Genomic DNA, 25,817 nt, shown 5'->3' with positions numbered 1-25,817 from the left:
CTTTTCACGTTCTCACGAGGTTTGCCATGGCTGATTACAAAGCGCCGCTGCGTGATATGCGCTTCGTCCTCAACGAAGTCTTTGAGGTCGCCACCACTTGGGCCCAATTGCCGGCATTGGCAGACACCGTTGACGCCGAAACCGTAGAGGCCATCCTCGAAGAAGCCGGCAAGGTCACCGCCAAATCCATCGCCCCGCTCAGCCGCGGTGGCGATGAGCAGGGTTGCCGCTGGGACAACACCGCGGTATTCACGCCGGACGGTTTTCCACAGGCCTACAAAACCTATGCCGAAGGCGGCTGGGTTGGGGTAGGTGGTGATCCGATGTTCGGCGGCATGGGTATGCCTAAGGCGGTGTCGGCCCAGGTTGAAGAGATGATCAACTCGTCGAGCCTGGCGTTCGGGTTGTACCCGATGCTGACCTCCGGCGCCTGCGTGTCGATCAACACCCACGCCAGCGAAGAACTGAAAGCCGCTTATCTGCCGAAGATGTATTCCGGTGAATGGGCCGGCTCCATGTGCCTGACCGAAGCCCACGCCGGTACTGACTTGGGGATTATCCGCACCAAGGCCGAGCCGCAGGCTGACGGTTCCTACACAGTCAGCGGTACCAAGATCTTTATCACCGGGGGTGAACACGACCTCACCGAGAACATCATCCACTTGGTGCTGGCCAAGCTGCCGGACGCACCGGCCGGCCCCAAGGGTATCTCGCTGTTCCTGGTGCCGAAATTCATGGTCAATGCCGACGGCAGCCTGGGCGCGCGCAACACCGTGAGCTGCGGTTCCATTGAGCACAAGATGGGGATCCAGGCGTCGGCGACCTGCGTGATGAACTTCGACGAAGCCGTGGGCTACCTGGTGGGTGAGCCGAACCGTGGCTTGGCCGCGATGTTCACCATGATGAACTACGAGCGCCTGGGTGTGGGCATTCAGGGCCTGGCGTCCGGCGAGCGTTCCTACCAGAACGCCATTGAATATGCGCGCGACCGCGTGCAAAGCCGTGCACCGACCGGCGCACAGCATAAAGACAAAGTGGCCGACCCGATCATCGTGCACCCCGACGTGCGCCGCATGTTGCTGACCATGAAGGCCGCGAACGAAGGTGGCCGTGCGTTCTCCACCTATGTGGCGACGCAACTGGACATCGCCAAGTTCAGCGATGATGCCGCAGCCCGTGAGCGCGCCGATAACCTGGTTGCGTTATTGACCCCGGTAGCCAAGGCGTTCTTGAGCGACCTGGGCCTGGAAACCACCGTGCTCGGCCAACAAGTGTTCGGCGGCCATGGCTACATTCGCGAGTGGGGCCAGGAGCAACTGGTGCGGGATGTGCGCATCACCCAGATCTACGAAGGCACCAACGGCATCCAGGCGCTGGACTTGATGGGGCGCAAGATCGTCGGCAGTGGTGGGGCGTTCTACACCTTGTTTGCCGATGAAATCCGCGCGTTCATTGCCTCGGCGGGTGCCGAGCTGAGTGAGTTCACCAAACCGCTGGGCGCGGCGGTGGATAGCCTGGATGAGCTGACCGCCTGGGTACTGGATCGCGCCAAGACTAACCCGAATGAAATCGGCGCGGCGTCGGTGGAGTACTTGCACGCCTTCGGCTACATGGCCTACGCGTATATGTGGGCACGCATGGCCAAGGCCGCGTTGGGCAAGGAATCTGAAGAAGACTTCTACGCAAGCAAGCTAGGCACTGCACGCTTCTACTTTGCGCGCTTGTTGCCACGTATTCACTCGCTGAGTGCGTCGGTAAAATCCGGTAGCGAATCGCTGTTCTTGCTGGATGAGGCCCTGTTCTAAGGGGTTTGAGGGCGTGTAAGCATTCTCTTACATGACGTGCTGCTAATCGTCCTCTATCGCCATATTGGATCCACGGATAATCTACTTCACATGGACGTCGCGCAGGAAGCGCAAAGCAACAACACGGACACGTAGGATTCTGCCAGGACGGCGGAGTGAAATGGATGTCAGGGAAACAGTCTGCAAAGCCCCGCTTCGGCGGGGTTTTCTTTTGCCCGCGAAAAAGTCAGCCCGCTTGAGTTCAGGACTGTGCCTGCGGGGCATTCATCACGTCTTCCAGCAGAGTGCGCAGCAACGCCACTGTCGCTTGCTGGCGTTGCACATCGCGGCACACCAGGCCGACTTTCAGCGGCACTCTGGGTTCACTCAAGGGTTTCCATAGCAGCGACTGACTGTTGTGTTCGTCCTGCGAGCGCCCCGGCAGCACCGTCGCCAGTTTTGTGTGCGGCAGACTGTCGAGAATCCCCACCATAGTGTTCAACTCTGCCTGTACTTGCGGGCGTCTTCCGAGGTTGGACAGCTGTCCTTGCCAGATCTGCCGGACCTGGAACTCCTCCCCCAGCAGCAACATCGGCAGCTCCGCCGCCTGCTTCAGCGAGACTTTCTTGAATTCCCGCAGGGGATGGTCTTCGGGGATGACGACTTTCAGCTCATCTTCGTACAGCAACGCGCCGTGCAGCCCCGGCTGGCGTGGCGGCAAGTAGCTTATGCCGATATCCAGTGAGCCGTTGAGCAGTCGTCGCTCGATTTCAAGTCCGGTCAATTCGTAGATCTGCACCACCAGATGTGGCTGGGCCTTGCGCACGCGCTCGAGCATCTGCGGCACCAGGCTGGTGTGCACGGTTTGCAACACGCCGATGGCCAAGGTGCGCATCGCCTGGCCCTTGAAGTTGCGCAGGGCTTCAACGGCTTGCTGCATGCCATCGATCAGCGGCAACGCGTGGTTGTACAACGTGTGCGCCGCCAGTGTTGGCAACAGGCGCTTGCTGCTGCGCTCGAACAGACTCACATCCAGGTTCTGTTCCAACTGGCGGATCTGCTGGGACAGCGCTGGTTGGGAGATCGACAGGCGCTCGGCGGCACGACCTACGTGGCCTTCCTCATACACCGCGACGAAATAACGCAGTTGCTTGAAATCCATAAGACTTACTTATCGAAAAAGCTGGAAAAACGAAATGGCTGTTGGCCCCTGAGGAGCCTAGTCTAGCGCCTATTCGCAGGGCTTACAGGGCCGGATCAGGCAATGAACAGCGTTTATGTTGGTGGCGTTTACATAGGCAAGGCAAAAAACCTCGAGGCAGTATTGGCGTGTCGCACCGACCAAGGTCCGATTGCTATTGGGGGTGAGCTATGAATCTGTTCCGTCGCCCCGCGCCGAGCCTGGACGATTTGATTCTCGAGGCGCCCGGCGATACGTCTACCAGCGAATCCCTGATGCCCTCCGTCGCTCGTCCGCCGCAAGTTTTCGTACGCGGCCAGGGTTCCTGGCTGTGGGACAGCGACGACCATGCCTACCTGGATTTCAGTCAGGGCAACGCGGCCAACAGCCTCGGCCACAGCCCTCAGGTGTTGATCAAGGCGCTGGCTGACCAGACCCAGGCGCTGATCAATCCCGGCAACGGCCTGCATAACCGCGTTCAACTCAACCTGGCTGAGCGCCTGTGCCATCGCACCGGCAGCGATCAGGCGTACCTGCTCAGCACCGGCGCGGAAGCCGTTGAAGCGGCGATCAAGTTGGCGCGCAAATGGGGCCAGCTGCATCGCGGGGGGGCCTATCGCATCATTAGTGCCAGCGCCGGTTGCCATGGCCGCAGTTTTGCCGCGATGTCGGCTTCGGCGGGTGGCCCGGAAAATCGTTTTGAACCGCAATTGCCCGGTTTCAGCCATGTGCCTTTTAATGACTTGCCGGCCCTGCATGCGGCAGTCGATGCGCAAACCGTCGCCATCCTGCTCGAACCGATCCAGGGCGAAGCGGGCGTCATTCCTGCAACCGAGCATTACCTCAAAGGCGTTGAGCGTTTGTGCCGTGAACTGGGGATCCTGCTGATTCTCGACGAAGTACAAACCGGCATGGGCCGCTGCGGCACCTTGCTCGCCGAGCAACAATACGGCGTACGTGCCGACATCATCACCCTCGGCAAAGGCCTGGGTGGCGGGGTCCCCTTGGCAGCACTGCTGGCGCGCGGCAAAGCCTGTTGCTTCGACGTGGGCGAGTTGGAAGGCACTCACCACGGTAATGCGCTGATGGCTTCGGCCGGGCTGGCAGTACTCGACTCCGTGCTGGAGCACGGCTTTATGGATCACGTGCGTGAGACCGGCTTGTACCTGGGCGAAGGTCTTGCGCGCCTGACCTACCGCTACGACCATGGTCAATTGCGTGGCCATGGCCTGATGTGGGGCCTGACGTTGTCGGATGATTCTGCGGATGCTGTTGTAAAAGCGGCGCTGCACGAAGGCCTGATCCTCCAAGCTCCGCAACCCAACTGCCTACGCTTCACCCCGGCCCTGACCGTGAGCAAAAGCAACGTCGACGAAATGCTCCTGCGCCTGGCCCGCGCCTTCTCCCGCGTGCGTACCGCCCAACTGCAGTGCCGCAAGGGCATCGCCGTTTAGCCCCCTTATTCCTGAACCGTCTCGCGGTCTACGCGGCGCCTCCGGCCTGATTTTTTTGGCTGGGGGCGTTTTTTTGGGCGTGTCATTTTTGGATTGAAAATGTTGATTGAGCGTTTGTGAAAACAATGGCTTTTTAGCGGGCGTCGGCAAGGACTGCCGATGGGGCACAGCGTGCTCTACTTCTAATCTATACCACTGGGTGGTATGTTTATGGGAAGGGATATCCATGAAACTCAGGTTGTTTAAAACCCGTAATTTCGCTGATGCAGCGAGCAGAGCCTGGATCTGTGATTCTGAGCTAAGAGAAGCGTTTGGCGAATTGCTCAAGGGCCAAGCGGATAATCTGGGTGGTGGTGTTTGGAAGAAGCGCCTCAAGGAAAACCGGCACCGCTCCATTGTGTTGGCAAAGGGCCGGCATTACTGGGTTTATCAATCTCTTTTTGATAAGCAGAGACAGAGCAATATCAGCCCTAAGGAATTGGGTAGGCTTCGAGCGCTGGCTAAGGTCTATGAAAACTTAAGCGAAGTACAGCTCCGATACCTGCTGGATGCCAAGGATTTTGTGGAGATACATCATGACCAAAAAATATGAAAGCGAAGTACTTGAGTCTGTTCACCAGTCAGCCCTAGCACTGTACGCAATTGGCGCCATCAGCAAAACCACGCTTCGCGAATATGACGAGGCCTGCTTATCTGCCGTCCCTGAGCAAATCCCGGCCGACCAAATCAAGCAGCTTCGTGAAAGCAGCCATGTGAGCCAACCTGTGTTCGCCCGCTACCTGAACACAAGCGCGTCCACCGTGAAAAAGTGGGAGTCCGGTGAGAAGCAACCCAGCGGCATGGCGCTCAAGTTACTGAGCATCGTGAAGAAACACGGCTTGGAGATTCTCGCCTGACAGTGGCCCAACGCCAGATCCCACTGAACCCTCACGAACGCCCAAGGTCGATTAGCTACACGGCTCACACGAGCCGATTTTCTGGAGCTTACCCATGGACATCATTCGTATCATCATCGCCATTCTGCTGCCGCCACTGGGTGTGTTCCTGCAAGTGGGTTTCGCCGGTGCATTCTGGCTGAACATCCTGCTGACCTTGTGCGGGTACTTCCCGGGCATCATCCACGCCGTGTACATCATCGCCAAGCGCTAAGGCCGTCAGCCTTTTGCGATGAGCCGTGAGTTGCGCTCGTTGCGAAAGGCCAACTGCTCGATGGTCTGGGTGGCGTGTTCGGCTTCTTCCCGCGCTTGCAGGATGATGCCGTGCTGCTCGGACTTGCTGCACACCGGGTCGGCATTGCTCGCGTCCCCCGTGAGCATGAAGGCCTGGCATCGGCAGCCGCCGAAATCCTTTTCCTTTTCATCGCATGACCGGCATGGCTCGGGCATCCAGTCATAGCCGCGAAAGCGGTTGAAGCCGAACGAGTCGTACCAGATGTGCTGCATGCTGTGGTCGCGCACATTGGGAAATTGCACCGGCATCTGTCGGGCGCCGTGACAGGGCAGGGCGGTGCCGTCCGGTGTCACGGTCAGAAAGATACTGCCCCAACCGTTCATGCAGGCTTTCGGGCGTTCTTCGTAGTAATCCGGTGTGACGAAGATCAGCTTGCACGGGTGACCTTCGGCTTCCAGCTTGGCGCGGTATTCGTTGGTGATGCGCTCGGCGCGCACCAGTTGTGCCTGGGTCGGCAACAGCCCTACACGATTGAGCTGGGCCCAGCCGTAGAACTGGCAGGTGGCGAGCTCGACGAAGTCCGCTTCCAGCGCAATACACAGCTCGATGATGCGGTCGATCTTGTCGATATTGTGCCGATGGGTGACGAAGTTCAGCACCATCGGGTAGCCGTGGGCCTTCACGGCACGGGCCATTTCCAGCTTTTGCGCGAAGGCTTTTTTCGAGCCGGCCAGCAGGTTGTTCACCTGTTCGTCGCTGGCCTGGAAGCTGATCTGGATATGGTCCAGACCGGCTTTCTTGAAGTCGCTGATCTTCTGTTCGGTCAAGCCGATGCCGGAGGTGATCAGGTTGGTGTAGAACCCCAGCCTGCGCGCCTCGGCGATCAGCTCGGCCAGATCCTGACGCACCAATGGCTCACCGCCGGAAAACCCCAGTTGTGCCGCGCCCATCTCGCGGGCTTCGCGAAACACCTTGAACCATTGCTCGGTACTCAGTTCCTTGCCCTGCTCGGCAAAGTCCAGCGGGTTGGAACAGTACGGGCACTGCAACGGGCAGCGGTAGGTCAGCTCGGCCAGTAACCACAGCGGCAAGCCAACCGGCGGTTTTTCAGGCAAGGGTAATCCAGTGCTCTGCACGGGCGACCTCCATGAAATCCTCGATGTCTTTACCGAGTTCTGGCACGCCGGGGAACTGTTTATCTAGCTCTGCAATGATCGCCGACACGTCGCGCTCGCCGTCGATCAAACCACCGATCAGGGCAGCGCTGTCGTTGAGCTTGATCATGCCTTCGGGGTAGAGCAACACATGGCCTTTTTGCGCGGGCTCGTACTGGTAGCGATAGCCCGGGCGCCAGGTGGGTTTCTTGCTGCGATCAAAGCTCATAGGGGGATCCCTTTATGCCAAACCCGCTGTTCGGTCACGCTGTGATACGGCGGACGCTTGAGTTCGTAGGCCATGCTCATGGCATCCAGCATGCTCCACAAAATATCCAGTTTGAACTGGAGAATTTCCAGCATGCGCTCCTGGCCTTCACGGGTGGTGTAGTGCTGCAGGGTGATCGCCAAACCATGTTCCACATCGCGACGGGCCTGGCCCAGGCGGGTGCGGAAATATTCATAACCGGCCGGGTCGATCCACGGGTAATGCTGCGGCCAGCTGTCGAGGCGCGACTGGTGGATTTGCGGTGCGAACAGCTCAGTCAGCGAACTGCTGGCGGCTTCCTGCCAACTGGCGCGACGGGCGAAGTTGACGTAGGCGTCTACCGCAAATCGTACGCCGGGCAGTACCAATTCCTGCGAGCGCAGTTGGTCCGGGTCGAGGCCAACGGCCTGGCCCAGGCGCAACCAGGCTTCGATACCGCCGTCTTCACCGGGAGCGCCGTCGTGGTCAAGCAGGCGCTGGATCCACTCGCGGCGGATCTCGCGGTCCGGGCAATTGGCCAGGATCGCAGCGTCTTTCAGGGGGATGTTCACCTGATAGTAGAAACGGTTGGCAACCCAGCCCTGGATCTGCTCGCGGGTCGCGCGGCCTTCGTACATCGCCACATGGTACGGGTGATGGATATGGTAGAAGGCGCCCTTGGCCCGCAGGGCGGCTTCGAATTCAACGGTGGTCAACGGCGTGTCAGTCATTTCGATCGCTCCTACAATTCAATGCTCATGCCGTCGTAAGCCACTTCGACATTGCGCCGCACCAGTTCCGCTCGCTCGGCGGAGTCTTCATCGAGGATCGGGTTGGTGTTGTTGATGTGGATAAGTACTTTGCGCTGCTTGGGCAATTGCTCCAGCACTTCCAGCATGCCGCCGGGGCCGTTTTGCGCCAGGTGGCCCATCTCGCGGCCAGTGCGGGTGCCGACGCCACGGCGCTGCATTTCATCGTCATCCCACATCGTGCCGTCCACCAGCAGACAGTCGCTACCGGCCATGATCTCCAGCAGCGGCGCGTCGACCTTGCCCAGGCCTGGCGCGTAGAAGAGTTTGCCGCCGGTGCGCAGGTCTTCGACGATCAGGCCGATGTTATCGCCGGGGTGCGGGTCGAAGCGGTGCGGCGAGTAGGGCGGCGCGGCACTGCGTAGTGGCAGTGGGGTAAAGCGCAGGTTGGGGCAGGCCGGGATGCTGAAGCTGGCGTCCAGCTCGATGCGGTTCCAGGCCAGGCCGCCGTTCCAGTGGGTGAGCATGGTGAACAGCGGGAAGCCGGTGCTCAGGTCTTCATGGACCATGTCGGTGCACCACACTTGGTGTGGGCAGCCTTCGCGCAGGCTCAACAGGCCAGTGGTGTGGTCGATCTGGCTGTCCATCAGGATGATTGCGCTGATGCCGGTATCCCGCAGGGCGCGCCCGGGTTGCATCGGTGCGAAACCCTGGAGCTGCGCGCGGATATCTGGTGAGGCGTTGCACAGCACCCAGTTCACGCCATCGTCGGAGATCGCGATGGACGACTGGGTGCGCGCCTGGGCCCGCAGGCTGCCATCACGAAAACCCGCGCAGTTCACGCAGTTGCAGTTCCACTGCGGGAAACCACCGCCGGCGGCGGAACCTAGAATCTGGACAAACATGGCAGCTCCATCAAGCTCAAAACAAAAACGCCCCGGGCGAACCGAGGCGTTGTATTACCCAGCGGATTAACGGCTGGCGAAGTACATGGTGACTTCGAAGCCGATACGCAGATCAGTGTAAGCAGGTTTGGACCAGGTCATATTCTTACTCCTACGAAGGGATGGGACGTTTACTACCAAGGAATACATATAGTCCACCTCCAATCGGAGATGTTCAGATGTGTGCGTATGAATGTTACGCAATTCTTTTCAAGTTAGCGCTGTCTTGGTGGAAAAAGCCTTTTGCAGGGGCGGCAATGATCAGTCTGCCGCATGCCAGATTTCCGAGATGGGCGGGCCGTTGGCCACGCAACGCCAGCCGCCTGCGGCGTCGTTCAGTTGTTGGGCGGCAAGCTGCACTGCGTCGCGGGTGCAGGCTTGGATGTGGGATTGAAGGTCAGCCAGGTAACCCGACGAGTGGCCCGCCAGATGGGCGTGCCATAACAATTCGGCGGCTTGGGCATTGGGCAGTGTCTGTGCTGAGAATTGCTGCGCCAAAGCCGTGTTGCCCAAGTCGTCGTTGCTATCGATCAGTGCCGGCAGTTGGTTCAGGAATACTTGCAGGTGATCAACGATGACTTCCAGCGACACGCTGGGGGATTGCACGCCGAATAGCAGGCCGGTCTGGCCATTGATCTGTCGGATACCGCTGAACACGGCGTAGCCGATTTGCAGCTCAACGCGCAGGCGCTGGTAGAACGGGCCTTGGATCAGATGGCCAAGCAGTCGCCAAGCGGCTTCGTCCGCCAGGGATTGACTCGGCGTTGGGCAAAACAGCAGCAATGCGGCTTCGTCAGAGTCGGTTTTTATCGCGTGCCAGATACGTTGACCGCTGAGGGACGGCGCGCGGTGATTAAGATTTGCGGGTTGCCCGGGCAGACGGGCCGCTGCGGACTTGATCGCGGCTTCATGCGCTGCGGAGAAACCCAGTCCCAGGCCTTGCCAGTGCGCAGTGGACCAGGATGCCGATTCGGGATTGTGGCCGTTGCAGCAAGCGGGCAGGGCCTTGAGCAATTCTCGGATGGCAATCATCTGCGGTGAGTCGGGCTGAGCCTCTTGCGGTTCATTCAGGCCTTTGGCCAACACGTCCAACACGGCTGGCATGGGCTCCAATAGCCCAATCATTTTCACCCGCCAGTCTTGGCCCAGGCTTTCGAACGACAATTCGACGCCTGCCTGACCGGCATGCTCGCGCAACGGCTGCAAAGCGTTTTCCAGGCCGGAAGGGGCTGATCGCCATTGCAGATACAGCGCGCCTTCATCGCCATCGCCTGCCAATGCCTGACTGAAGGTCAGCGCCGACACTTCCCTACGTCCACGGGAGCGATCCTGGGCAAAGGTGCGCAAGCCACGGTGAGCGCTGGTCTGGCCGCGAATCAGGCCGGCGCGTTCTTCCTTGGCCGGTGGGCGCAGGAACGGGTTGTTTGGCGGCAACTGCCAAGTGTGTGTGGATTCTGGCAGGTGCAGCGAATCAAGCATGGCCTTGAGGGCGACAACGTCCTGTTCCGATAGGTCTTGGCTGTCGTTCCGGGCCAACGCAAGGGCGCCTTGGACCTGCTGTTGACGAGCGGCCAGCAGCGCGAACTCTTCACGCAATGAAGTCCAGTCGCTGTGTGCGAAAAAGCTCAGCCAGTCGTGCAGCAACGCCTCGATCTGCGTGGCTGATTCAGCTTGGATGGTGAAGTCGATATCCAACACGGCTTGCCCGGCGAACTGATAAAGCACTGACGCCTGCAGTGCACTCGCCAGTTGCCGCGCTTTCAGTTCAGCCAGCAACCCGCCGGGTCCCGAGGCGTTGAGCCAGGTGCAGAGAAACTCCAGTGCTTTGCGTGGCGCATCACAGGTCATGACGTGATGCAGGTGATGCAGGGTGATGTGCTGATAGCTCTGCGCATCACCCTGCATCAACGCTGGCGGGGCGGATTGTGGGCGCAGAGGTCCAGAACTCAGCTGTTCACTGAATCGTTGCGCCAAGGTTTCCAGTTCTTCCAGTGATTGCGGGCCCGCCAGGCTCAATGTCATCTGCCCGCTCTGATAGAACTGCGCGTGGAATTCACTCAACGCCTGCTGAAATGCCTCACGCTCCACCGGCAGGCTATCGCGGTTGCCCGCATGAAAACCCCGCAGCGGGTGGTCTGCCGCAAGCCCCTCCAGCAACGCGACCTGCTGCTGTGCCTTGGCATCCTGGGCCCAGGCGACATACTCGGCGTGCAGCACTTCGCGCTCGCGCAGCTGATCCTCCAGGGCCAGGCGTGGGTGGGTCAGCATGTCCACCAACCGCTCCAGTCCACCGGCAAACGTTGCGACCGGCAGTTCAAAGAAGAAATCCGTAGTGCGCTCACGGGTGCTGGCATTGACCTGGCCCCCATGGCGTTGCACGTAGGCCATCAACCCTTCGTCCGTGGGAAAACGTTCGGTGCCGAGGAACAACAGATGCTCGAGGAAATGCGCCAGCCCCGGCCACTCCATCGGCACGTCATGGCTGCCGGCCGCCACCCTTAGCACTGCTGCGCACCGCTTCAAACGCGGCGCATGCTGCAAGGAAACCCGCAAGCCGTTAGCCAGGGTCAGGTGAAGAGAATGAGGGTGGGCCGGCGCAGGCATGGGCAGTTCCGAAACGTAGAATAGGCCTATGCTAACAAACCGGCTGGATCAGGGCTTGTGCAGCGCGCCATACAGCTCGGGGCGACGGTCCTGCAAGTAGTGATTGGCGGCACGGGCATCGAGGATCGACTGACGATCCAGCTCCCCGACGATCAAGGCTTCATCCAGGCCCGCCTGGGCAATGCGCTGGCCATTCGGCGCGGCGATGCTGCTTTGCCCGCAGTACTGGATCTCGCCCTCGTGCCCGCAATAATTGGCGTAGGCCACATAACATTGGTTTTCAAAGGCCCGTGCCCGCACGGTGACGTCGGCGACAAAGTCAAATGGCACCATGTTGGCGGTGGGCACCAGGATCAGCTCGGCACCGGCCAGGGCCAGGCGCCGGGTGTTTTCCGGGAACTCCAGGTCGTAACAGATCAGGAAACCCAGCTTCCAGCCGTTGAGCTCCACCAGTGGGAAATCATCGTCGCCGGCGCTGAACATCGAATGGTCCAGATCACCAAACAGGTGCGTCTTACGGTAGTTGCACACACGCTGGCCGTGGGCGTCGATCAACTGCACGGCGTTGTAGATCTGGCCATCCTCGGCCCGTTCAGGGTAGCCGTACAGAATCGCCAGCCCGGCGCCTTTGGTAAGTTCGGCGATCGCCTGTGCCGACGGACCATCCTGCGCCTCGGCCAAGGCGCCAACGGCTTCGGCGCCGATGTTGTAGCCGCTCAGGAACATCTCCGGCAGCACCAGCACATCGGCGCCGGACGCCTCATGCGCCAGTTGATGCAGGCGCTTGAGGTTGCCGGCCACATCTAAAGGCAGCGGTGGGCATTGGTACAGGGCGACACGCATGTTCAACTCCTTAATCGGCCAGGGCGATCGGCCCGATTTCATCGAATACGTCACCCGGCCCTGGGTTCTCCGGGTGAGTGCTGCCACCGAAGTGGGTCATGATGCCCCACACCGCGTTCAGCGAGGTCTGCACCGCGCCTTCGACCCAGGCTGGGGTCCAGGACACATCATCACCGGCAATGAAAATCCCACGTTGTTCGGCGGGCATGTCCTTCTGCATAAAGTGCGCATACATGCGCTGGTTGTAGCGATAGTGGCCGGGCAGCGCGCCCTTGAAGGCACCGAGGAAATGCGGGTCGGCTTCCCATGACACGGTGATCGGGTCGCCGATGATGCGCGCCTTGATATCGACTTTCGGGTAGATCTTTTTGAGGGCGTCGAGGGCCAGCTTCACACGCTTATCGATGGGCTGCGGCAGCATTTTCAGCGCGTCGCTCATCCACGAGTACGACAAGCAGATCACCCCCGGCTTGTCGTCGCCGTTATCGAACAGGTAGGTGCCACGGGTCAGGCGGTCGGTGAGGGTCATGCTCATCAGGTCGCGACCGGTCTCCGGGTCTTTGTCTTTCCAGAACGGCCGGTCGACCATCACGAAGGTTTTCGACGATTGCATGTAGCGCGTGCGGTCCAGGGCCATCCACATTTTTTGCGAGAACAGGGTTTCGTCGCATTCGATCTGGGTGGTCAGCAGCCAGCTTTGGCAGGTGGTCAGTACCGCGGCGTATTCGCGTGTGTCGCCATAGTTGTCGGTGACGGCGAAACGGCCATCGGCGGCATGGGCGATGCGCTTCACCCCGGCTCTTGGTGCACCGCGATGCAGCGAACTCAGGCTGGTGCCGGCCGGCCAGTGGGCGCAGCGCTCCGGCACATGACGCCAGATACCCATTGGCACCTGAGCCACGCCGCCGACCACCAGATGTTGGTGGTCATCGCAGTTGGTCATCACCACACGGAAGATTTCCAGCATGGAGTTGGGGAAGTCCGAGTCCCAGCCGCCAGTGCCGAAACCGACCTGGCCAAACACTTCGCGGTGATGGAAGGACAATTTGGCAAATGCCTTGGAGGTGGCGACGAAATCGTAGAAGGTGCGGTCATCCCACAGCGGCACGAGCTTGTTCCACAGCTCCTTGAGGCGCGGCACGTCACGGTCGCGGATGGCTTGCTGGATATCACCGAACTGCGAGCCGGCTTCCAGAGCATCGGCCCAGGCGTCGGCCACTTCCTGGAACAGCACCGGCAAGTCAGAGAGTTTTTGCGCGTAGTGGGTCTGGCCTTCAAGGTCGATGACCGTGCTGCCGGACGCCGGGGTCAGTGGGTTGGGGAAGGGTTTGGTTTCCAGTCCGAGCTTGTCCACGTAGTGGTAGAACGCGGTGGACGACACCGGGAAGCGCATGCCACCCAGCTCGGCAATGATGCCTTCGGCACCTTCGAAGGCTTGGGAGCGCAGGCGTCCGCCCATTTTCGAGGCTTCGTACACCACCGGCTTGAGGCCGAGCTTCATCAGCTCGTAGGCGGCCACCAGGCCCGCGATCCCGGCGCCGACGATCGCCACTTCGGCACCGTGGTTGGCCGCAGGAATACTACCCAGGCCGGCCGGGTGTTCAATCCAGTCATCGAAGGCGAACGGGAAGTCCGGGCCAAAGATGGTGATGGGCTTCTTACCGTCGGCGGGGTGGCGATTGGTCTTGCTGAGGGTGCTGGACGGAATGCTCATGGCTGACCTTACTGGCGACTAGGCGGGCGTGACCCGCTGAGTATAGGAAAAGATGGCAGCCAGTTTAGAGAGCGTAGCGTTCGTTAATAAGACGCAAAGTGTCGTCAAATTGCTTTGTTTTTAGTCAGAGTGACGAGATCGGTGATCAGATTGGTTGTCCGCGATCCAATTTGTTACTGAGGATGATCGAAGTGGTGGTTTTCTCCACGCCGTCGACGCTGCCGATCTGATCGAGCAATTGGTCCAACTGTTCCGGCGAATCGGTGCGCAGCCATGCGACGTAATCGAACTCGCCACTCACCGCGCACAATTGTTGCACCTGCGCCATCGCACTGAGTCGGCGCAGCACTTCCTTGCCCGAGCGCGCCTGCACGGTGATGCCGACATACGCCTGCAAACCACCCTCGACCACACGCTGCCCGAGACGCACGCCATAACCGGTAATTACCTGGGTTTTCTCCAGGCGCGCGAGGCGCGACGTCACGGTAGTGCGCGCGATGCCCAACTGCCGGGCGAGCATGGCCACGCTTTCGCGGGCGTTGAGCTGCAGGGCGGCGATCAGTTGGCGGTCGATTTCATCTAGGGCGGGCAAGGTGGGCTCCAGAGTATGGGCGGGGGCGGGAAGCATATTACAGCCTTCCAGACACACGAAAGCCGCGCAATGCGCGGCTTTCTTGTTTGGTGGGCCCACACGGACTTGAACCGTGGACCAAAGGATTATGAGTCCTCTGCTCTGACCAACTGAGCTATAGGCCCTCAGTAGGTCGCGGATTATAACGATGGTTTCCCCGCTGTGCCATCCGAATAATCCTCAATGCGCATACGAAGAAACGTAGCAGCAAAAAGCTCCGGCGGTAGCGGCAGGCTGACGATGTAGCCTTGCATCTGTTCGCAGCCTTCAGCAGCCAGGAAAGCTTGCTGTGCGGGGTTCTCCACGCCTTCGGCGATGATGGTGAATTGCATGCTGTGGCCCAGGGCGATGATGGCGCGGACGATGGCGGCGTCGTGGGGGTCGTCGGGCAGGCCGCGGACGAAGGATTGGTCGATCTTGAGGAAGTCCAGGGGCAGGCGCTTGAGGTAGCTGAGGGATGAATAGCCGGTGCCAAAGTCGTCAATGGCAAGCTGTACGCCGAGCTCTTTGAGCTGGTGCAACACCTCCAGCGCTTCTTCGGCCTGGCTCATGATGAAGTTTTCGGTGATCTCCAGTTGCAGGCGACCGGGGTCGAGTTGGTAGTCATGCAGCAGCTGTTTGATGCGGCCCAATAAGCCGGGGTGACGTAATTGCGCGCCGGCCAGGTTGACCGACAGCGGGCCGAAATCGTCGAAGTGGCCTTGCCAGGCGTGTATTTGCCGGCAGGCTTGTTCCAGCACCCAGTCGCCAATCTGCAGGATCATGCCGTTTTCTTCGGCCAGGGCGATGAAGTGTTCGGGGGGAACGTCGCCAAAGGTGGGGTGGCGCCAGCGTATCAGGGCTTCGGCGCCGATCAGTTCGTGGGTCATCAGGCTCAGCTTGGGTTGGTAGTAGAGGCTCAGCTCATCGCGCTCGATGGCGCGGCGCAGTTCGTGCTCCAGTGCCACGCGTTCGTTGGCCTGGGCAGTCAGGTCGCGGGTATAGCTTTCGACCCGGTTACGGCCCTTGGCCTTTGAGCGATACATCGCCGCGTCGGCGTTCTTGACCAGGGTGGCGACGTCGGTGCCGTCCTCGGGGTAGAGGCTGGTGCCGATGCTGGCACTGATAAAAAACTCGTGCTCACCGGCCTGGAATGGGGGTGTGAAGCAGGCCAGCAGTTTATTGGCCAGGTACTGGGCGTCGCTGGCGTGCTGCAGGCCGGGGAGCAGGATGATGAATTCGTCACCGCCCAGGCGGGCGACGGTGTCGATGTCGCGCAGTTGTTCCTTGAGGCGCACGGCGATGTCTTTGAGTAGCAAGTCGCCGATCGGATGGCCGAGGCTGTCGTTGATGTGTTTGAAGCGGTCCAGGTCGAGAAACAGCACGGCGCCTTGTTTGCCCGTTTCTTGGTGCCCGTTGAGGGCCGCTTGCAGTCGGCTTTCGAACAGCGTGCGGTTGGGCAGGCCGGTCAACGGGTCGTGATGCGCCTGGTAGTCGAGGCGGGCTTGAGCCAGCTTGAGGCTGGAGATGTCGGCAAACACCGCGACGAAGTGCGTGATCAACTGGTGGCGGTTGCGCACGGCACTGATCGTCAACCAGCTTGGGTACACCTCGCCGTTCTTGCGGCGGTTGGAGATCTCGCCTTGCCAGTGTCCCTGGGCGGTCAACTGGTGCCACATGGCGGCGTAGAAGGCGCTGTCATGCAGGCCGGAGGCCAGCAGGCGCGGGGTGTGGCCGAGGGCTTCGGCCTCGCTGTAGCCGGTGATCTCGGTGAAGGCACGGTTGACGGCGCTGATGTTCTGCCGGGTGTCTGTGATCAACACGCCTTCGGCGGTGCTCTCGAACACCGTGGCGGCTTGTTGCAGTTTTTCCTGCATCAGCTGGCGCTCGGTGATGTCCCGCGCGATGGTCAGCATGCAGTCTTCATCGCCAATCGGCAGCGGGCGGCTGGACAGCTCGCACAAGCGGATCTGCCCATCGCTGCGGCGTATATGGCAGATAAAGTCACGCACAAAACCATCGCGCTGCATCATCTCGAGCATGTGTTTGCGTTCGTTGAGGTCGACCCAGATGCCCAGGTCCAGGGTGGATTGGTCGAGAGAGGTGGCGCTGGTGAAGCCGGTGATCCGGCTGAAACCGTCGTTCACTTCAATCAACAACCCATCGCGCTGCCGGCTCAGCAGCAAGCCGTCGGGGGAGGCGTGGAAGGCCTTGGCGAATTTCTCTTCGGAGGTTTGCAGTTGTTGCTGGGTTTCCTTGAGTTGGGTGATATCGCGCACCACCACAACGATGGCCTCGGTGGTGTCGAGTTGGAACGGCTCGGCGGAGATCAGCCCGGTGAACGCCTGACCATTGCTGCGCAGAAAGGGCATTTCCAGGTTGCGGATGCTAGTGGTCTGCACCCGTTGCAGCAGGTCGGGACCGACGCCCTTGATGCCCCAGATATTCAACTCGGTGGCGGTTTTACCAACGACCTGTTCGGCCGTCAGGCCAATCTGGTCTTCGAATGCCTTGTTCACTTCCAGCAGGCAGCCATCAGACAGCCGTGCAATCACCAGCATGTCCGGGCATTGCTGGAACACCGAGGCGAATTTCTGCTCGGACAGCTGCAACGCCTCTTCAGTGCGCTTAGCCTCACTGATATCGATCATCAAGCCGCGCAGAACCGGCTCATGACCATGTTCGATCAGGCTGACAATGTCGCGCACCCACAAGCAACGGCCGTCAGCAGTGATCACTCGGTAATCAATGCTGTGGTCACGGTTGGCGCGGGTTTCGCGATAGCAGTAGGCTTCGGCGCGGGTCAGGTCGGCGGGGTGAATGATGTTGCGCCAGAACCCCGGGATCAGCCAATGGGCGCGCGGATAGCCCAGTAATTCTTCGGCGTGGGGCGACACGTAGCTGTAGGTGAAATCGGTGACATTGGCTTCCCAGGCGATGGCGGACAGGCTCTCCACTAAACCGCGATAGTGGTACTCGCTGCTGCGCAGCTCCTGTTCGAGGGCGACACGGCGGGAAATTTCCGAACTGAGACGACGGTTGATCCGAATCACCACGGCCAACACGGTGCTCAGCAACAGCACGGCAGGCAGGCCGTAAAGCAGCAGGTCGGTCCAGAAGGTGCGGTGATCGGTAAAGCTGCCGACCCAATGCTGCTGGATGGCATCGGTTTCTTGCGGGCTGAGGTCGGCGAGCACCTTGTCCAGGACGCCCACCAGCATTTTGTTATCGCGCGGTACACCCATTGCCAATTGGTAGCGGTAGGGCGTTTCGCCGCTGACGTACAAGCCATCGAGCTTGAGTTGGCGCAGGCTCCAGACACTGGAGGCGAGATCGCCGACCACTGCATCTACTTCATCGGTGGCCAGGGCTTGCAACGTCGAGCTGACATTTGGCATGGCCACCAGGTTGAGATCGGGGTGATGGGTGCGCAGCAGCTCATGGGGGGCGTAGTTTTCCACCACGGCAATCTTCAAGCCGTAGAGGTCTTTCAGGGTGCGCGGTTTGGCGCCGCCCTCATGGGCCAGGATAACGATGGGGAAGTCCAGATAAGGCCGGGTGAACGCCATATAGCCCTGGCGTTCCGGTGTGGACATGATGCCCGGCAGCAGGTCGAGTTGGTTGTTGCGGGCTTGCTCCAGGACCGCACTCCAGTTTGCAGGCTCAATCAACTTGACGCGCACGCCGAGGCGATCCTGGATCAGGCGCACATAATCTGCCGCCAAGCCTTGATAGCGGCCACTTTCGTCACGGTATTCAAAGGGTGGCCATGACGCATCCACCCCGAGGCGCAACTCCTGATGGTCCGCCAGCCAGTCACGCTCATCATCGCTAAGAGTCAACGCGCCAGCCGTTGCGGTCCAGGTCAGCAGCCACAGCAAAAACACAGCCGGCAATCTGGGCATAACGGTCTCGTTATGGCACGGGGAATGTTTCGAGTGTAGACGGGCATTGCGGGGGAGGGGTGTTGCGCAAGGTTTTATCGATACAAAACAAAACCCCCGGCCTGGGCCGGGGGTTCTGGTATCACTCGTCGAGGAAGGAGCGCAGATGCTCGCTTCGCGTCGGGTGGCGCAACTTGCGCAGCGCCTTGGCTTCGATCTGACGGATCCGCTCACGGGTCACGTCAAACTGCTTACCGACTTCCTCAAGGGTGTGGTCGGTATTCATGTCGATGCCGAAACGCATGCGCAGTACCTTGGCTTCACGGGCAGTGAGGCCGGACAGCACGTCGCGAGTCGCTTCTTTCAGGCTCTCAACGGTGGCGACATCGATTGGCGACTGCATGGTCGAGTCTTCGATGAAGTCACCCAGGTGGGAGTCTTCGTCATCACCAATCGGGGTTTCCATGGAGATCGGCTCTTTAGCGATCTTCAATACCTTGCGGATTTTATCCTCAGGCATTTCCATGCGTTCGCCCAGCTCCTCCGGGGTCGGTTCGCGACCCATTTCCTGCAACATCTGCCGGGAAATACGGTTGAGCTTGTTGATCGTCTCGATCATGTGCACCGGAATACGGATGGTGCGGGCCTGGTCGGCGATCGAGCGAGTGATCGCCTGACGGATCCACCAGGTGGCATAAGTCGAGAACTTGTAACCACGACGGTATTCGAACTTGTCCACAGCCTTCATCAAGCCGATGTTGCCTTCCTGGATCAGGTCGAGGAATTGCAGGCCACGGTTGGTGTACTTCTTGGCGATGGAGATCACCAGACGCAAGTTCGCTTCAACCATCTCTTTCTTCGCGCGGCGGGCCTTGGCCTCACCGATCGACATGCGACGGTTGATGTCCTTGATCTCGGCAATCGTCAGACCGGTTTCGGTCTCCAATGCTTGCAGCTTTTGCTGGCAACGGATGATGTCCGGCTGCAGGCGACCAATGGCTTCGGCGTATTTCGCCTTGCCCTTGGCCAGTGCGTCGGTCCAGCTTTCATCTACTTCGTTGCTCGGGAACTGACGCAGGAAGTCGGCACGCGGCATGCGCGCGTCACGGACACAGAGCTGCATGATCGCACGCTCTTGTGCACGCAGACGCTCCAGGGCGCTGCGAACCCGCTCAACCAGGCCTTCGAATTGCTTCGGCACCAGCTTGATCGGCATGAACAGCTCAGCCAGGGCCAGCAGCTCGGCGATTGCCTGCTTGTTGGCGCGACCGTGCTTTTTCAGGGCCTTGCGGGTGATTTCCATTTGATCGGAAACCGCACCGAAACGCTGGGCAGCGACGATTGGGTCTGGGCCGCTTTCAACTTCATCTTCGTCGTCGCCGCTGGCTTCAGCGTCGTCGTCTTCGGAGTCGTCGTCCGCTTTCGCAGCCTTGGCATCGACTGGTGGCGGCACTTCGGCGGCAGGCGGCGCAATGCCGTCGTCCGGGTCGATGTAGCCACTCAGCACGTCGGACAGGCGGCCACCTTCGGTGGTAACGCGGGTGTACTCGGAGAGAATATGGTCAACCGTGCCAGGGAAGTGCGCGATTGCGCCCATCACTTCACGGATGCCCTCTTCGATACGCTTGGCGATTTCGATTTCGCCTTCGCGTGTCAGCAGCTCGACGGTACCCATTTCACGCATATACATGCGCACAGGGTCGGTGGTACGACCGATATCGGTCTCCACAGCAGCCAGCGCGGCGGCCGCTTCTTCAGCGGCAGCCTCGTCGGTATCGGCGTCCGCCAGCATAAGGGAATCCTTATCTGGCGCAGCTTCGAATACGTTGATCCCCATGTCGTTAATCATGCGGATGATGTCTTCCACCTGCTCTGGATCTGAAATATCCTCAGGCAGGTGGTCGTTGACCTCCGCGTAAGTCAGGTAACCCTGCTCACGACCGAGAACGATCAACTCTTTGATACGAGACTGCTGTTGCGCTTTTCCGGACATAACACCCTATCCACTGAAGGTCTTGGCGGGCAAAAAACAAGCCGAGGATTATACCTGAGCTATGACCTCACGCGCCAGTTGAGGTCGGGTTTGATGCGCAAACGTTCTGTTTTAAGAGGTCGCGCATCTGTTTTGCTATCTGAATCTTCTCTTCAGCCGATAAATCCGGCTGCCTTGCTTTCTTGATCAGGTCATCGAGGGTCTGCGTGTGCTGACCCGCGGATAACCTAGTAATGGTGTCTAAAAACTGTTGTTCAAGGTTATCGCCGTCAATTAGCCACTCCTTTTCCGCGAGGGCTTTCAATAGTCGGCCCTGTTCGGTGCCGTGCCAGCGCGCCATCAACTGGATTGAGTTTAGCTTAGGATTTTTCTGTACCGCCTCGATCAAGGCGATCAATACCTGGGCGTAAGTGTTGCTCGCATTGGCAAAATGATCAGCACTCTCGACCTTTTCCGCCAGTTGCGGGTGATGGATGAGCGTGCGCAGGGCAATGAGCGTTGGCGCTTCTACGGCGACAGGCGTTCGCGGGGCATAAGCCTCGTCACGGTCACCGCGCTTGCCATTCTTGCTCCAGGGTTTCTTTTCCCATTTCTTGCCGTCGCTGCCAGACTTTTTCGGTGTCCATTCCTGCTGGGGCGCGTAGGCCTCCTGCGGTTGATGGAAGTCGGAATAGTCCGGCATGGCGTCGTAATCCATGCCTGGGTCGTAGGTCGGCGGCGGTGCGTCATGCGGCGCGTTGTGCACCAGTTGGCTGACGGCTTCGCCGCTTAACCCGGTGATTTCCTGCAGGCGCATGCGCATCAGTGATTTCAGGTTGGCGCCGGGAACCTTGTCGATCAGCGGCGCCGCGAGGGTGGCCATGTGGGCCTTGCCTTCGAGGGAGCGCGGGTCGGCTTCTTCGGTCAGTTGCTGGAAGAAGTAGTCGGCCAGCGGTTGAGCATGCTGGTTGATGCGCGCGCGGAAGGCGTCAGTGCCTTCGGAGCGGACCAGGGTATCCGGGTCTTCGCCTTCGGGCAGGAACAGGAAGCGTGCGCGACGTCCGTCCTGCAGGCTCGACAGCGTGGCCTCGAGTGCGCGCCAGGCGGCGTTGCGGCCGGCCTGGTCGCCGTCGAAGCAGAACAGCACGCTGGGTACCACGCGAAACAGGCGCTTCATGTGTTCTTCGCTGGTCGCGGTGCCCAGCGTGGCGACGGCATTGCGCAGGCCCTGTTGGGCGAGCGCGATCACGTCCATATAGCCCTCAACCACGATGATCTCATCGAGGTTGCGGTTGTTCTTGCGCGCCTCGAACAGACCGTAGAGCTCCTGCCCCTTATGGAATACCGGAGTTTCCGGGGAGTTCAGGTACTTGGGTTTGTCGTCCCCCAGTACTCGGCCACCAAAGGCGATGATGCGCCCACGGCTGTCGCGGATCGGGAACATCACCCGGTCGCGGAAGCGGTCATAACGTTTGCCGGTCTCGGCGTTTTCCACCAGCAGGCCGGCGTCGATCATGGCTTTTTGCTGGAGGGTGTCGCTGCTCAAGTGCTTGTACAGGTTGTCCCAACCGGGCGGGGCGAACCCCAGGCCGAAGTCCCGGGCAATTTCCCCGGTGAGGCCGCGACCTTTCAAATAGTCGACGGCGGCCTTGCGCTGCGGATGGCTTTTAAGCGCCTGACGGTAAAAGTCGGCAGCGGCCGTCAGTAGCGGGTAAAGCGGCGAATCAGTAGGTTGGCGCGGCTTGTGCGGCCGCCCGCTTTCTTCCCGAGGGACTTCCATGCCCGCGGCTTTTGCCAGGTCCTCGATAGCCTGGGGGAAATCCAGGTTGTCGTGGTCCATGAGAAAACCCAGGGCGTTGCCGCCTGCGCCGCAGCCGAAGCAGTAATAGAACTGCTTGTCGGGGCTGACGCTGAATGACGGGGTTTTCTCTTTGTGGAACGGGCAGCAGGCGGTGTAGTTTTTGCCGGCTTTTTTCAGTTGCACGCGCGAGCTGACAACATCGACGATGTCGGTGCGGTTCAGAAGGTCGTCAATAAAGCTCTGGGGAATCAGCCCGGCCATGGCGTTCTCGTCATCACTGCGTGTCAATGAGGGCCCAATGATTGCTCAAGCGCACGCAGTGCGTGGCTCGTTCATCAGTTGTCTGCTTGGGCATTCAGGAAGTGTATCTGCCGTTCATTCACTGACGTTAGTTTCAATCAGGTTTTTGGCATGGAAATGTTGCCCCGGCACCCGGTCTTGGCCAATGGCGGCCTCGGAAGCTCGTCGTCGGGCACAGTCGATACAGTTGATCGCCTGTTTGAAGAATAAGTGTGCTCGTCAGTAGCCTTGATAGGCTCGTCAGAAGAGACGTGCACCGCTGGCAAAAGAGCCAGTCCTGACGTGTGAAGCAGTTGTATCGGTCGCGTGTGCGGCGTCAACAGTGAAGCATCAAGCGATATCCGCAAATGCCATTAGCCCGGCTGAGGGCCGGGCTTGGCAGAAGCTTGCTACGAACGTCTGTGTATTAGTACAGACGAACGGCGCGGCGCTGTTCGCGCTGAACTTTCTTGGCGTGACGCTTAACAGCGGCTGCTGCTTTACGCTTACGCTCAGAAGTTGGCTTCTCGTAAAATTCGCGGCTACGAACTTCAGCCAGTACACCGGCTTTTTCGCAGGAGCGCTTGAAACGACGCAGAGCTACGTCGAAGGGTTCGTTCTCTTTAACTTTGACGGCTGGCATCCAGAGCTACCTTCTTTCATTACCGGGATCAACGTTCTCGTCGCAAAAAATTCGCGGCTGAGGTCGTCGGTTTTTAAGGGTTGCGGATGTTAACCCCTCATTGCCCGGAATGCAAAGCCTCTGATCGAAAACCGCTAGTCGGGAGGGGGAGTGGCGACTATTATGCGCGCCTTCGAATTCAGCCTCTACAAGGCGCAAACCCATGCTAGTACTGGGACTTGAAACCTCCTGCGACGAAACCGGTGTCGCACTTTACGACAGTGAACGCGGGCTCTTGGCCGATGCACTGTTCAGTCAGATCGACCTGCACCGTGCCTATGGTGGCGTGGTGCCGGAGCTGGCCAGCCGTGATCACGTCAAGCGCATGCTGCCCCTGATCCGCCAAGTGCTGGATGAGGCCGGCTGCGTGCCGACCGAGATCGACGCCATCGCCTACACCGCAGGCCCCGGATTGGTCGGAGCCCTGCTGGTTGGGGCCTCTTGCGCCCAGGCGCTGGCGTTTGCCTGGGGCATTCCGGCCCTCGGCGTGCATCATATGGAAGGCCATTTACTGGCACCGATGCTGGAAAAAACACCGCCAGAGTTCCCGTTCGTCGCATTGTTGGTTTCCGGCGGCCATACGCAGTTGGTTCAGGTGGACGGAATCGGCCAATACACCCTTTTGGGTGAATCCTTGGACGACGCTGCCGGCGAAGCCTTCGACAAGACCGCGAAGATGATGGGCCTCAATTATCCCGGTGGTCCGGAAATCGCCCGCCTCGCCGAAAAAGGTGTTGCCGGTCGCTACACCTTCCCGCGGCCGATGTGCGATCGCCCGGGCCTAATGTTCAGCTTCAGCGGTTTAAAAACCTCTGCGCTGAACACCTGGCAGCAAAGCGTCAGCGCCGGAGACGACAGCGAGCAAGCCCGTTGCGACATCGCTCTGGCGTTCCAGCAGGCCGTGGTGGAGACTTTGACCATCAAGTGCAAGCGCGCCTTGAAACAGGCAGGCATGAAGCGCCTGGTGATCGCAGGCGGCGTCAGCGCCAACAAGGCCTTGCGCACTTCGCTGGAAAAAATGCTCGGCGACATGAAGGGCGACGTGTTCTACGCGCGCCCCGAGTTCTGCACCGACAACGGCGCGATGATCGCCTATGCCGGTTGCCAGCGCCTGCAGGCTGGTCAGCATGAAAGCCTGGCAATCAGCGTGCAGGCGCGCTGGCCGATGGAGCAGTTGTCGCCGTTGTAAGGCTGCAAGGTGGGCCGGGCTCATCGACGGTATTTAAAAATGCCGTTCGCGCCCGGCAAACAGGTCGCGTAAATTGCCCCGGTGGCGCCAGACGATCAGCAGTGTCAGCACGCTCATTGGCAGCAGTGCCGCCGGTTCTTGCCAGGCCAGTAGCGGCAGGGTGAGCGGGGTGGCGATCAACGCGGCGAGCGAGCTGGTGCGGGTCAGGTAGAACGTCAGCAGCCAGGCGAGTACGGCCAGCAAAGCCGCCGGCGGGTAGATCCCGAGCAACATGCCGGCTGCCGTGGCGACGCCTTTGCCGCCGCGAAAGCGGAAGTATAGGGGAAACAGGTGGCCGAGGACCGCGCATACGCCGATCCAGGCCTGCTGTTGCAGGGGCAGGCCGGCGAGGCTGGCGATCAGCACGGGCAACAGGCCCTTGCAGAGGTCGCCCAGCAGCGTCAGTACGGCGAGTTTCTTGCCGGCCAGGCGCAACATATTGGTGGCGCCGGCATTGCCTGAACCACTCATTCGCGGGTCGGGATTTCCCGTCAGGCGGCTGAGCAAAATGGCGAAGGACAGCGAGCCGAGCAGGTAGGCGAAAATCGCCAGTGACCAAAACATGCTAACTATTCCGGGCGAGGACGCCCTGATTCTAACGGGGCATCGCGCCCTTGTCGTGCTGCGGAGAAGAGTGCTTGGACAGAGTGTTTATCGAAGGCCTGGAAGTCGACACCGTGATCGGGGCCTACGACTGGGAGCGCGGAATCCGTCAATGCCTGCGCCTGGACCTGAGCTTCGCCTGGGATAACCGCCCGGCTGCGGCCGGTGATGACCTGACGTTGGCGCTGGATTACGCCAGTGTATCTGCGCGTATCCAGGCCTTTGCCGAACAATCCCAGTACCAATTGGTGGAAACCTTTGCCGAACGGTTGGCCGAAGTACTGATGAGTGAATTTCAGATTCCCTGGTTGCACCTCAAGTTGACCAAGCCAGGCGCCGTTCCGGCTGCCAAGGGTGTGGGCGTGGAGATCGAGCGCGGATGCCGCTAACTCAGGTTTACCTAGGTCTAGGCAGCAATATCGAGCGCGAGTCTCACCTCCGCGCTGGCCTGGATGCGCTGGCGAGTTTTTTGACGGATGTGCGCTGTTCAGCGGTGTTTGAAAGCCAGCCGGTGGGCATCAAGAGCGGGCCGTTCTTTAATCTGGTGGTGTCGGCCTACACCGACCTGCCGCTGATGGAGCTGGACCGGCGGTTGAAATTCATCGAGGCCGACAACGGTCGCTACGCGCCGGATCGCAAGGGCCTGCCGCTGGATATCGATGTGCTGTTGTACGGCGATCTGGTGGGTAACTTCGATGGATTGATCCTGCCGCGTGTAGAAATCCTCAAGAACGCCTTTGTGCTGTGGCCGCTGTCGTTGATGGCGCCTGAACGAGTGCACCCTGAGGCGGGCAAGACGTTGGCCGAGTTGTGGCGCGAGGCGCAGATTGACCAGGTGCTGGCGCCTGTCGCATTTGAATGGCAGGGCCAGCAACTCACGCCGAACATTCTCCTGTAGGAGCTGGTTTGCCGACG

At 60.0% G+C, this 25,817-nt stretch carries 23 protein-coding genes and 1 tRNA gene; 8 read left to right on the top strand and 16 right to left on the bottom strand.

Features of this window, described 5'->3' with window-relative positions:
- The first annotated feature begins 26 nt into the window (after positions 1–26).
- Positions 27–1,805: an acyl-CoA dehydrogenase C-terminal domain-containing protein gene (locus tag ACP7C6_RS16080; protein ID WP_028618187.1), complete on the top strand. Its 1,779-nt coding sequence runs from the start codon at positions 27–29 to the stop codon at positions 1,803–1,805.
- Between the two features lie 241 nt (positions 1,806–2,046).
- Here ACP7C6_RS16080 and ACP7C6_RS16075 read toward each other — a convergent pair whose 3' ends face one another.
- Complete coding sequence (locus ACP7C6_RS16075) at positions 2,047–2,946, bottom strand: LysR family transcriptional regulator (protein WP_122686819.1); 900 nt, start codon at positions 2,944–2,946, stop codon at positions 2,047–2,049.
- A 209-nt stretch (positions 2,947–3,155) separates the two neighbouring features.
- On the opposite strand from ACP7C6_RS16075, the gene ACP7C6_RS16070 reads away from it, so the two are divergent.
- The 4 genes from ACP7C6_RS16070 to ACP7C6_RS16055 all read left to right on the top strand — a co-directional run bounded on the left by ACP7C6_RS16070 (position 3,156) and on the right by ACP7C6_RS16055 (position 5,567).
- Entirely contained in the window at positions 3,156–4,418 is a 1,263-nt protein-coding gene (locus ACP7C6_RS16070; RefSeq protein WP_426108981.1) for an aspartate aminotransferase family protein, read from the top strand.
- A gap of 226 nt (positions 4,419–4,644) precedes the next feature.
- Complete coding sequence (locus ACP7C6_RS16065) at positions 4,645–5,010, top strand: type II toxin-antitoxin system RelE/ParE family toxin (RefSeq protein WP_028618184.1); 366 nt, start codon at positions 4,645–4,647, stop codon at positions 5,008–5,010.
- Entirely contained in the window at positions 4,994–5,314 is a 321-nt protein-coding gene (locus ACP7C6_RS16060; RefSeq protein ID WP_028618183.1) for a helix-turn-helix domain-containing protein, read from the top strand. The genes ACP7C6_RS16065 and ACP7C6_RS16060 overlap by 17 nt, the downstream gene beginning before the upstream one ends.
- Positions 5,315–5,408: 94 nt before the next feature.
- Positions 5,409–5,567 carry a YqaE/Pmp3 family membrane protein gene (locus tag ACP7C6_RS16055; RefSeq protein ID WP_010207008.1) on the top strand — a complete coding sequence of 53 codons (159 nt, stop codon included), beginning with the start codon at positions 5,409–5,411 and terminating at the stop codon, positions 5,565–5,567.
- A gap of 5 nt (positions 5,568–5,572) precedes the next feature.
- On the opposite strand, the gene pqqE is transcribed toward ACP7C6_RS16055, so the two are convergent.
- From pqqE to rpsU, 14 genes are all read right to left on the bottom strand, one after another.
- A complete protein-coding gene (pqqE, locus tag ACP7C6_RS16050) occupies positions 5,573–6,703 on the bottom strand; it encodes a pyrroloquinoline quinone biosynthesis protein PqqE (protein WP_050587907.1) in 1,131 nt (376 codons plus the stop codon).
- Positions 6,696–6,971, bottom strand: a complete 276-nt coding sequence (gene pqqD / locus ACP7C6_RS16045) for a pyrroloquinoline quinone biosynthesis peptide chaperone PqqD (RefSeq protein ID WP_068936301.1) — start codon at positions 6,969–6,971, stop codon at positions 6,696–6,698. The genes pqqE and pqqD overlap by 8 nt, the downstream gene beginning before the upstream one ends.
- The gene (gene pqqC / locus ACP7C6_RS16040) at positions 6,968–7,720 is read right to left on the bottom strand and encodes a pyrroloquinoline-quinone synthase PqqC (RefSeq protein ID WP_028618180.1); all 753 of its coding nucleotides are present in this window, start codon (positions 7,718–7,720) and stop codon (positions 6,968–6,970) included. The genes pqqD and pqqC overlap by 4 nt, the downstream gene beginning before the upstream one ends.
- An 11-nt stretch (positions 7,721–7,731) precedes the next feature.
- A complete protein-coding gene (pqqB, locus tag ACP7C6_RS16035; protein ID WP_028618179.1) occupies positions 7,732–8,643 on the bottom strand; it encodes a pyrroloquinoline quinone biosynthesis protein PqqB in 912 nt (303 codons plus the stop codon).
- A 66-nt stretch (positions 8,644–8,709) separates the two neighbouring features.
- Positions 8,710–8,784, bottom strand: coding sequence for a pyrroloquinoline quinone precursor peptide PqqA (gene pqqA, locus ACP7C6_RS16030; RefSeq protein ID WP_003194766.1), 75 nt, complete (start codon positions 8,782–8,784; stop codon positions 8,710–8,712).
- Positions 8,785–8,943: 159 nt separating this feature from the next.
- Positions 8,944–11,286 (bottom strand): pyrroloquinoline quinone biosynthesis protein PqqF, encoded by a 2,343-nt coding sequence (pqqF, locus tag ACP7C6_RS16025; protein WP_426108980.1) that lies wholly within the window; start codon positions 11,284–11,286, stop codon positions 8,944–8,946.
- Between the two features lie 48 nt (positions 11,287–11,334).
- On the bottom strand, positions 11,335–12,129 hold the full coding sequence (locus ACP7C6_RS16020; RefSeq protein ID WP_426108979.1) for a carbon-nitrogen hydrolase family protein: 795 nt from the start codon (positions 12,127–12,129) through the stop codon (positions 11,335–11,337).
- Between the two features lie 10 nt (positions 12,130–12,139).
- The gene (locus ACP7C6_RS16015) at positions 12,140–13,843 is read right to left on the bottom strand and encodes a flavin monoamine oxidase family protein (RefSeq protein ID WP_028618176.1); all 1,704 of its coding nucleotides are present in this window, start codon (positions 13,841–13,843) and stop codon (positions 12,140–12,142) included.
- A 145-nt stretch (positions 13,844–13,988) separates the two neighbouring features.
- Positions 13,989–14,435: an Lrp/AsnC family transcriptional regulator gene (locus ACP7C6_RS16010; RefSeq protein WP_028618175.1), complete on the bottom strand. Its 447-nt coding sequence runs from the start codon at positions 14,433–14,435 to the stop codon at positions 13,989–13,991.
- 87 nt (positions 14,436–14,522) lie between these two features.
- Positions 14,523–14,599 (bottom strand) — tRNA-Ile (locus tag ACP7C6_RS16005).
- A 15-nt stretch (positions 14,600–14,614) separates the two neighbouring features.
- A complete protein-coding gene (locus tag ACP7C6_RS16000; RefSeq protein WP_426108978.1) occupies positions 14,615–18,358 on the bottom strand; it encodes an EAL domain-containing protein in 3,744 nt (1,247 codons plus the stop codon).
- 121 nt (positions 18,359–18,479) lie between these two features.
- The gene (gene rpoD / locus ACP7C6_RS15995; RefSeq protein ID WP_028618173.1) at positions 18,480–20,330 is read right to left on the bottom strand and encodes an RNA polymerase sigma factor RpoD; all 1,851 of its coding nucleotides are present in this window, start codon (positions 20,328–20,330) and stop codon (positions 18,480–18,482) included.
- A gap of 67 nt (positions 20,331–20,397) precedes the next feature.
- Complete coding sequence (gene dnaG / locus ACP7C6_RS15990; protein WP_028618172.1) at positions 20,398–22,371, bottom strand: DNA primase; 1,974 nt, start codon at positions 22,369–22,371, stop codon at positions 20,398–20,400.
- 445 nt (positions 22,372–22,816) lie between these two features.
- Positions 22,817–23,032, bottom strand: coding sequence for a 30S ribosomal protein S21 (rpsU, locus tag ACP7C6_RS15985; protein WP_002551877.1), 216 nt, complete (start codon positions 23,030–23,032; stop codon positions 22,817–22,819).
- Between the two features lie 202 nt (positions 23,033–23,234).
- On the opposite strand from rpsU, the gene tsaD reads away from it, so the two are divergent.
- Positions 23,235–24,260, top strand: a complete 1,026-nt coding sequence (gene tsaD / locus ACP7C6_RS15980) for a tRNA (adenosine(37)-N6)-threonylcarbamoyltransferase complex transferase subunit TsaD (RefSeq protein ID WP_028618170.1) — start codon at positions 23,235–23,237, stop codon at positions 24,258–24,260.
- Positions 24,261–24,293: 33 nt separating this feature from the next.
- Here the strand turns inward: tsaD and plsY are convergent, their stop codons facing one another.
- Positions 24,294–24,863, bottom strand: coding sequence for a glycerol-3-phosphate 1-O-acyltransferase PlsY (gene plsY / locus ACP7C6_RS15975; RefSeq protein ID WP_038843023.1), 570 nt, complete (start codon positions 24,861–24,863; stop codon positions 24,294–24,296).
- A gap of 74 nt (positions 24,864–24,937) precedes the next feature.
- On the opposite strand from plsY, the gene folB reads away from it, so the two are divergent.
- Both folB and folK read left to right on the top strand, forming a co-directional pair.
- Complete coding sequence (folB, locus tag ACP7C6_RS15970; RefSeq protein ID WP_015886183.1) at positions 24,938–25,291, top strand: dihydroneopterin aldolase; 354 nt, start codon at positions 24,938–24,940, stop codon at positions 25,289–25,291.
- Positions 25,282–25,800 carry a 2-amino-4-hydroxy-6-hydroxymethyldihydropteridine diphosphokinase gene (folK, locus tag ACP7C6_RS15965; RefSeq protein ID WP_028618169.1) on the top strand — a complete coding sequence of 173 codons (519 nt, stop codon included), beginning with the start codon at positions 25,282–25,284 and terminating at the stop codon, positions 25,798–25,800. Before folB ends, folK begins: the two co-directional genes overlap by 10 nt.
- The last annotated feature ends 17 nt before the right edge of the window (positions 25,801–25,817 follow it).

The sequence above is a fragment of the Pseudomonas sp. TWR1-1-4 genome, from assembly GCF_049897165.1.
Classification (GTDB): Bacteria; Pseudomonadota; Gammaproteobacteria; order Pseudomonadales; family Pseudomonadaceae; genus Aquipseudomonas; species Aquipseudomonas canadensis.
The sequence above is the reverse complement of the archived record's forward strand: the minus strand, read 5'-3'. Positions and strand labels throughout refer to the sequence as shown.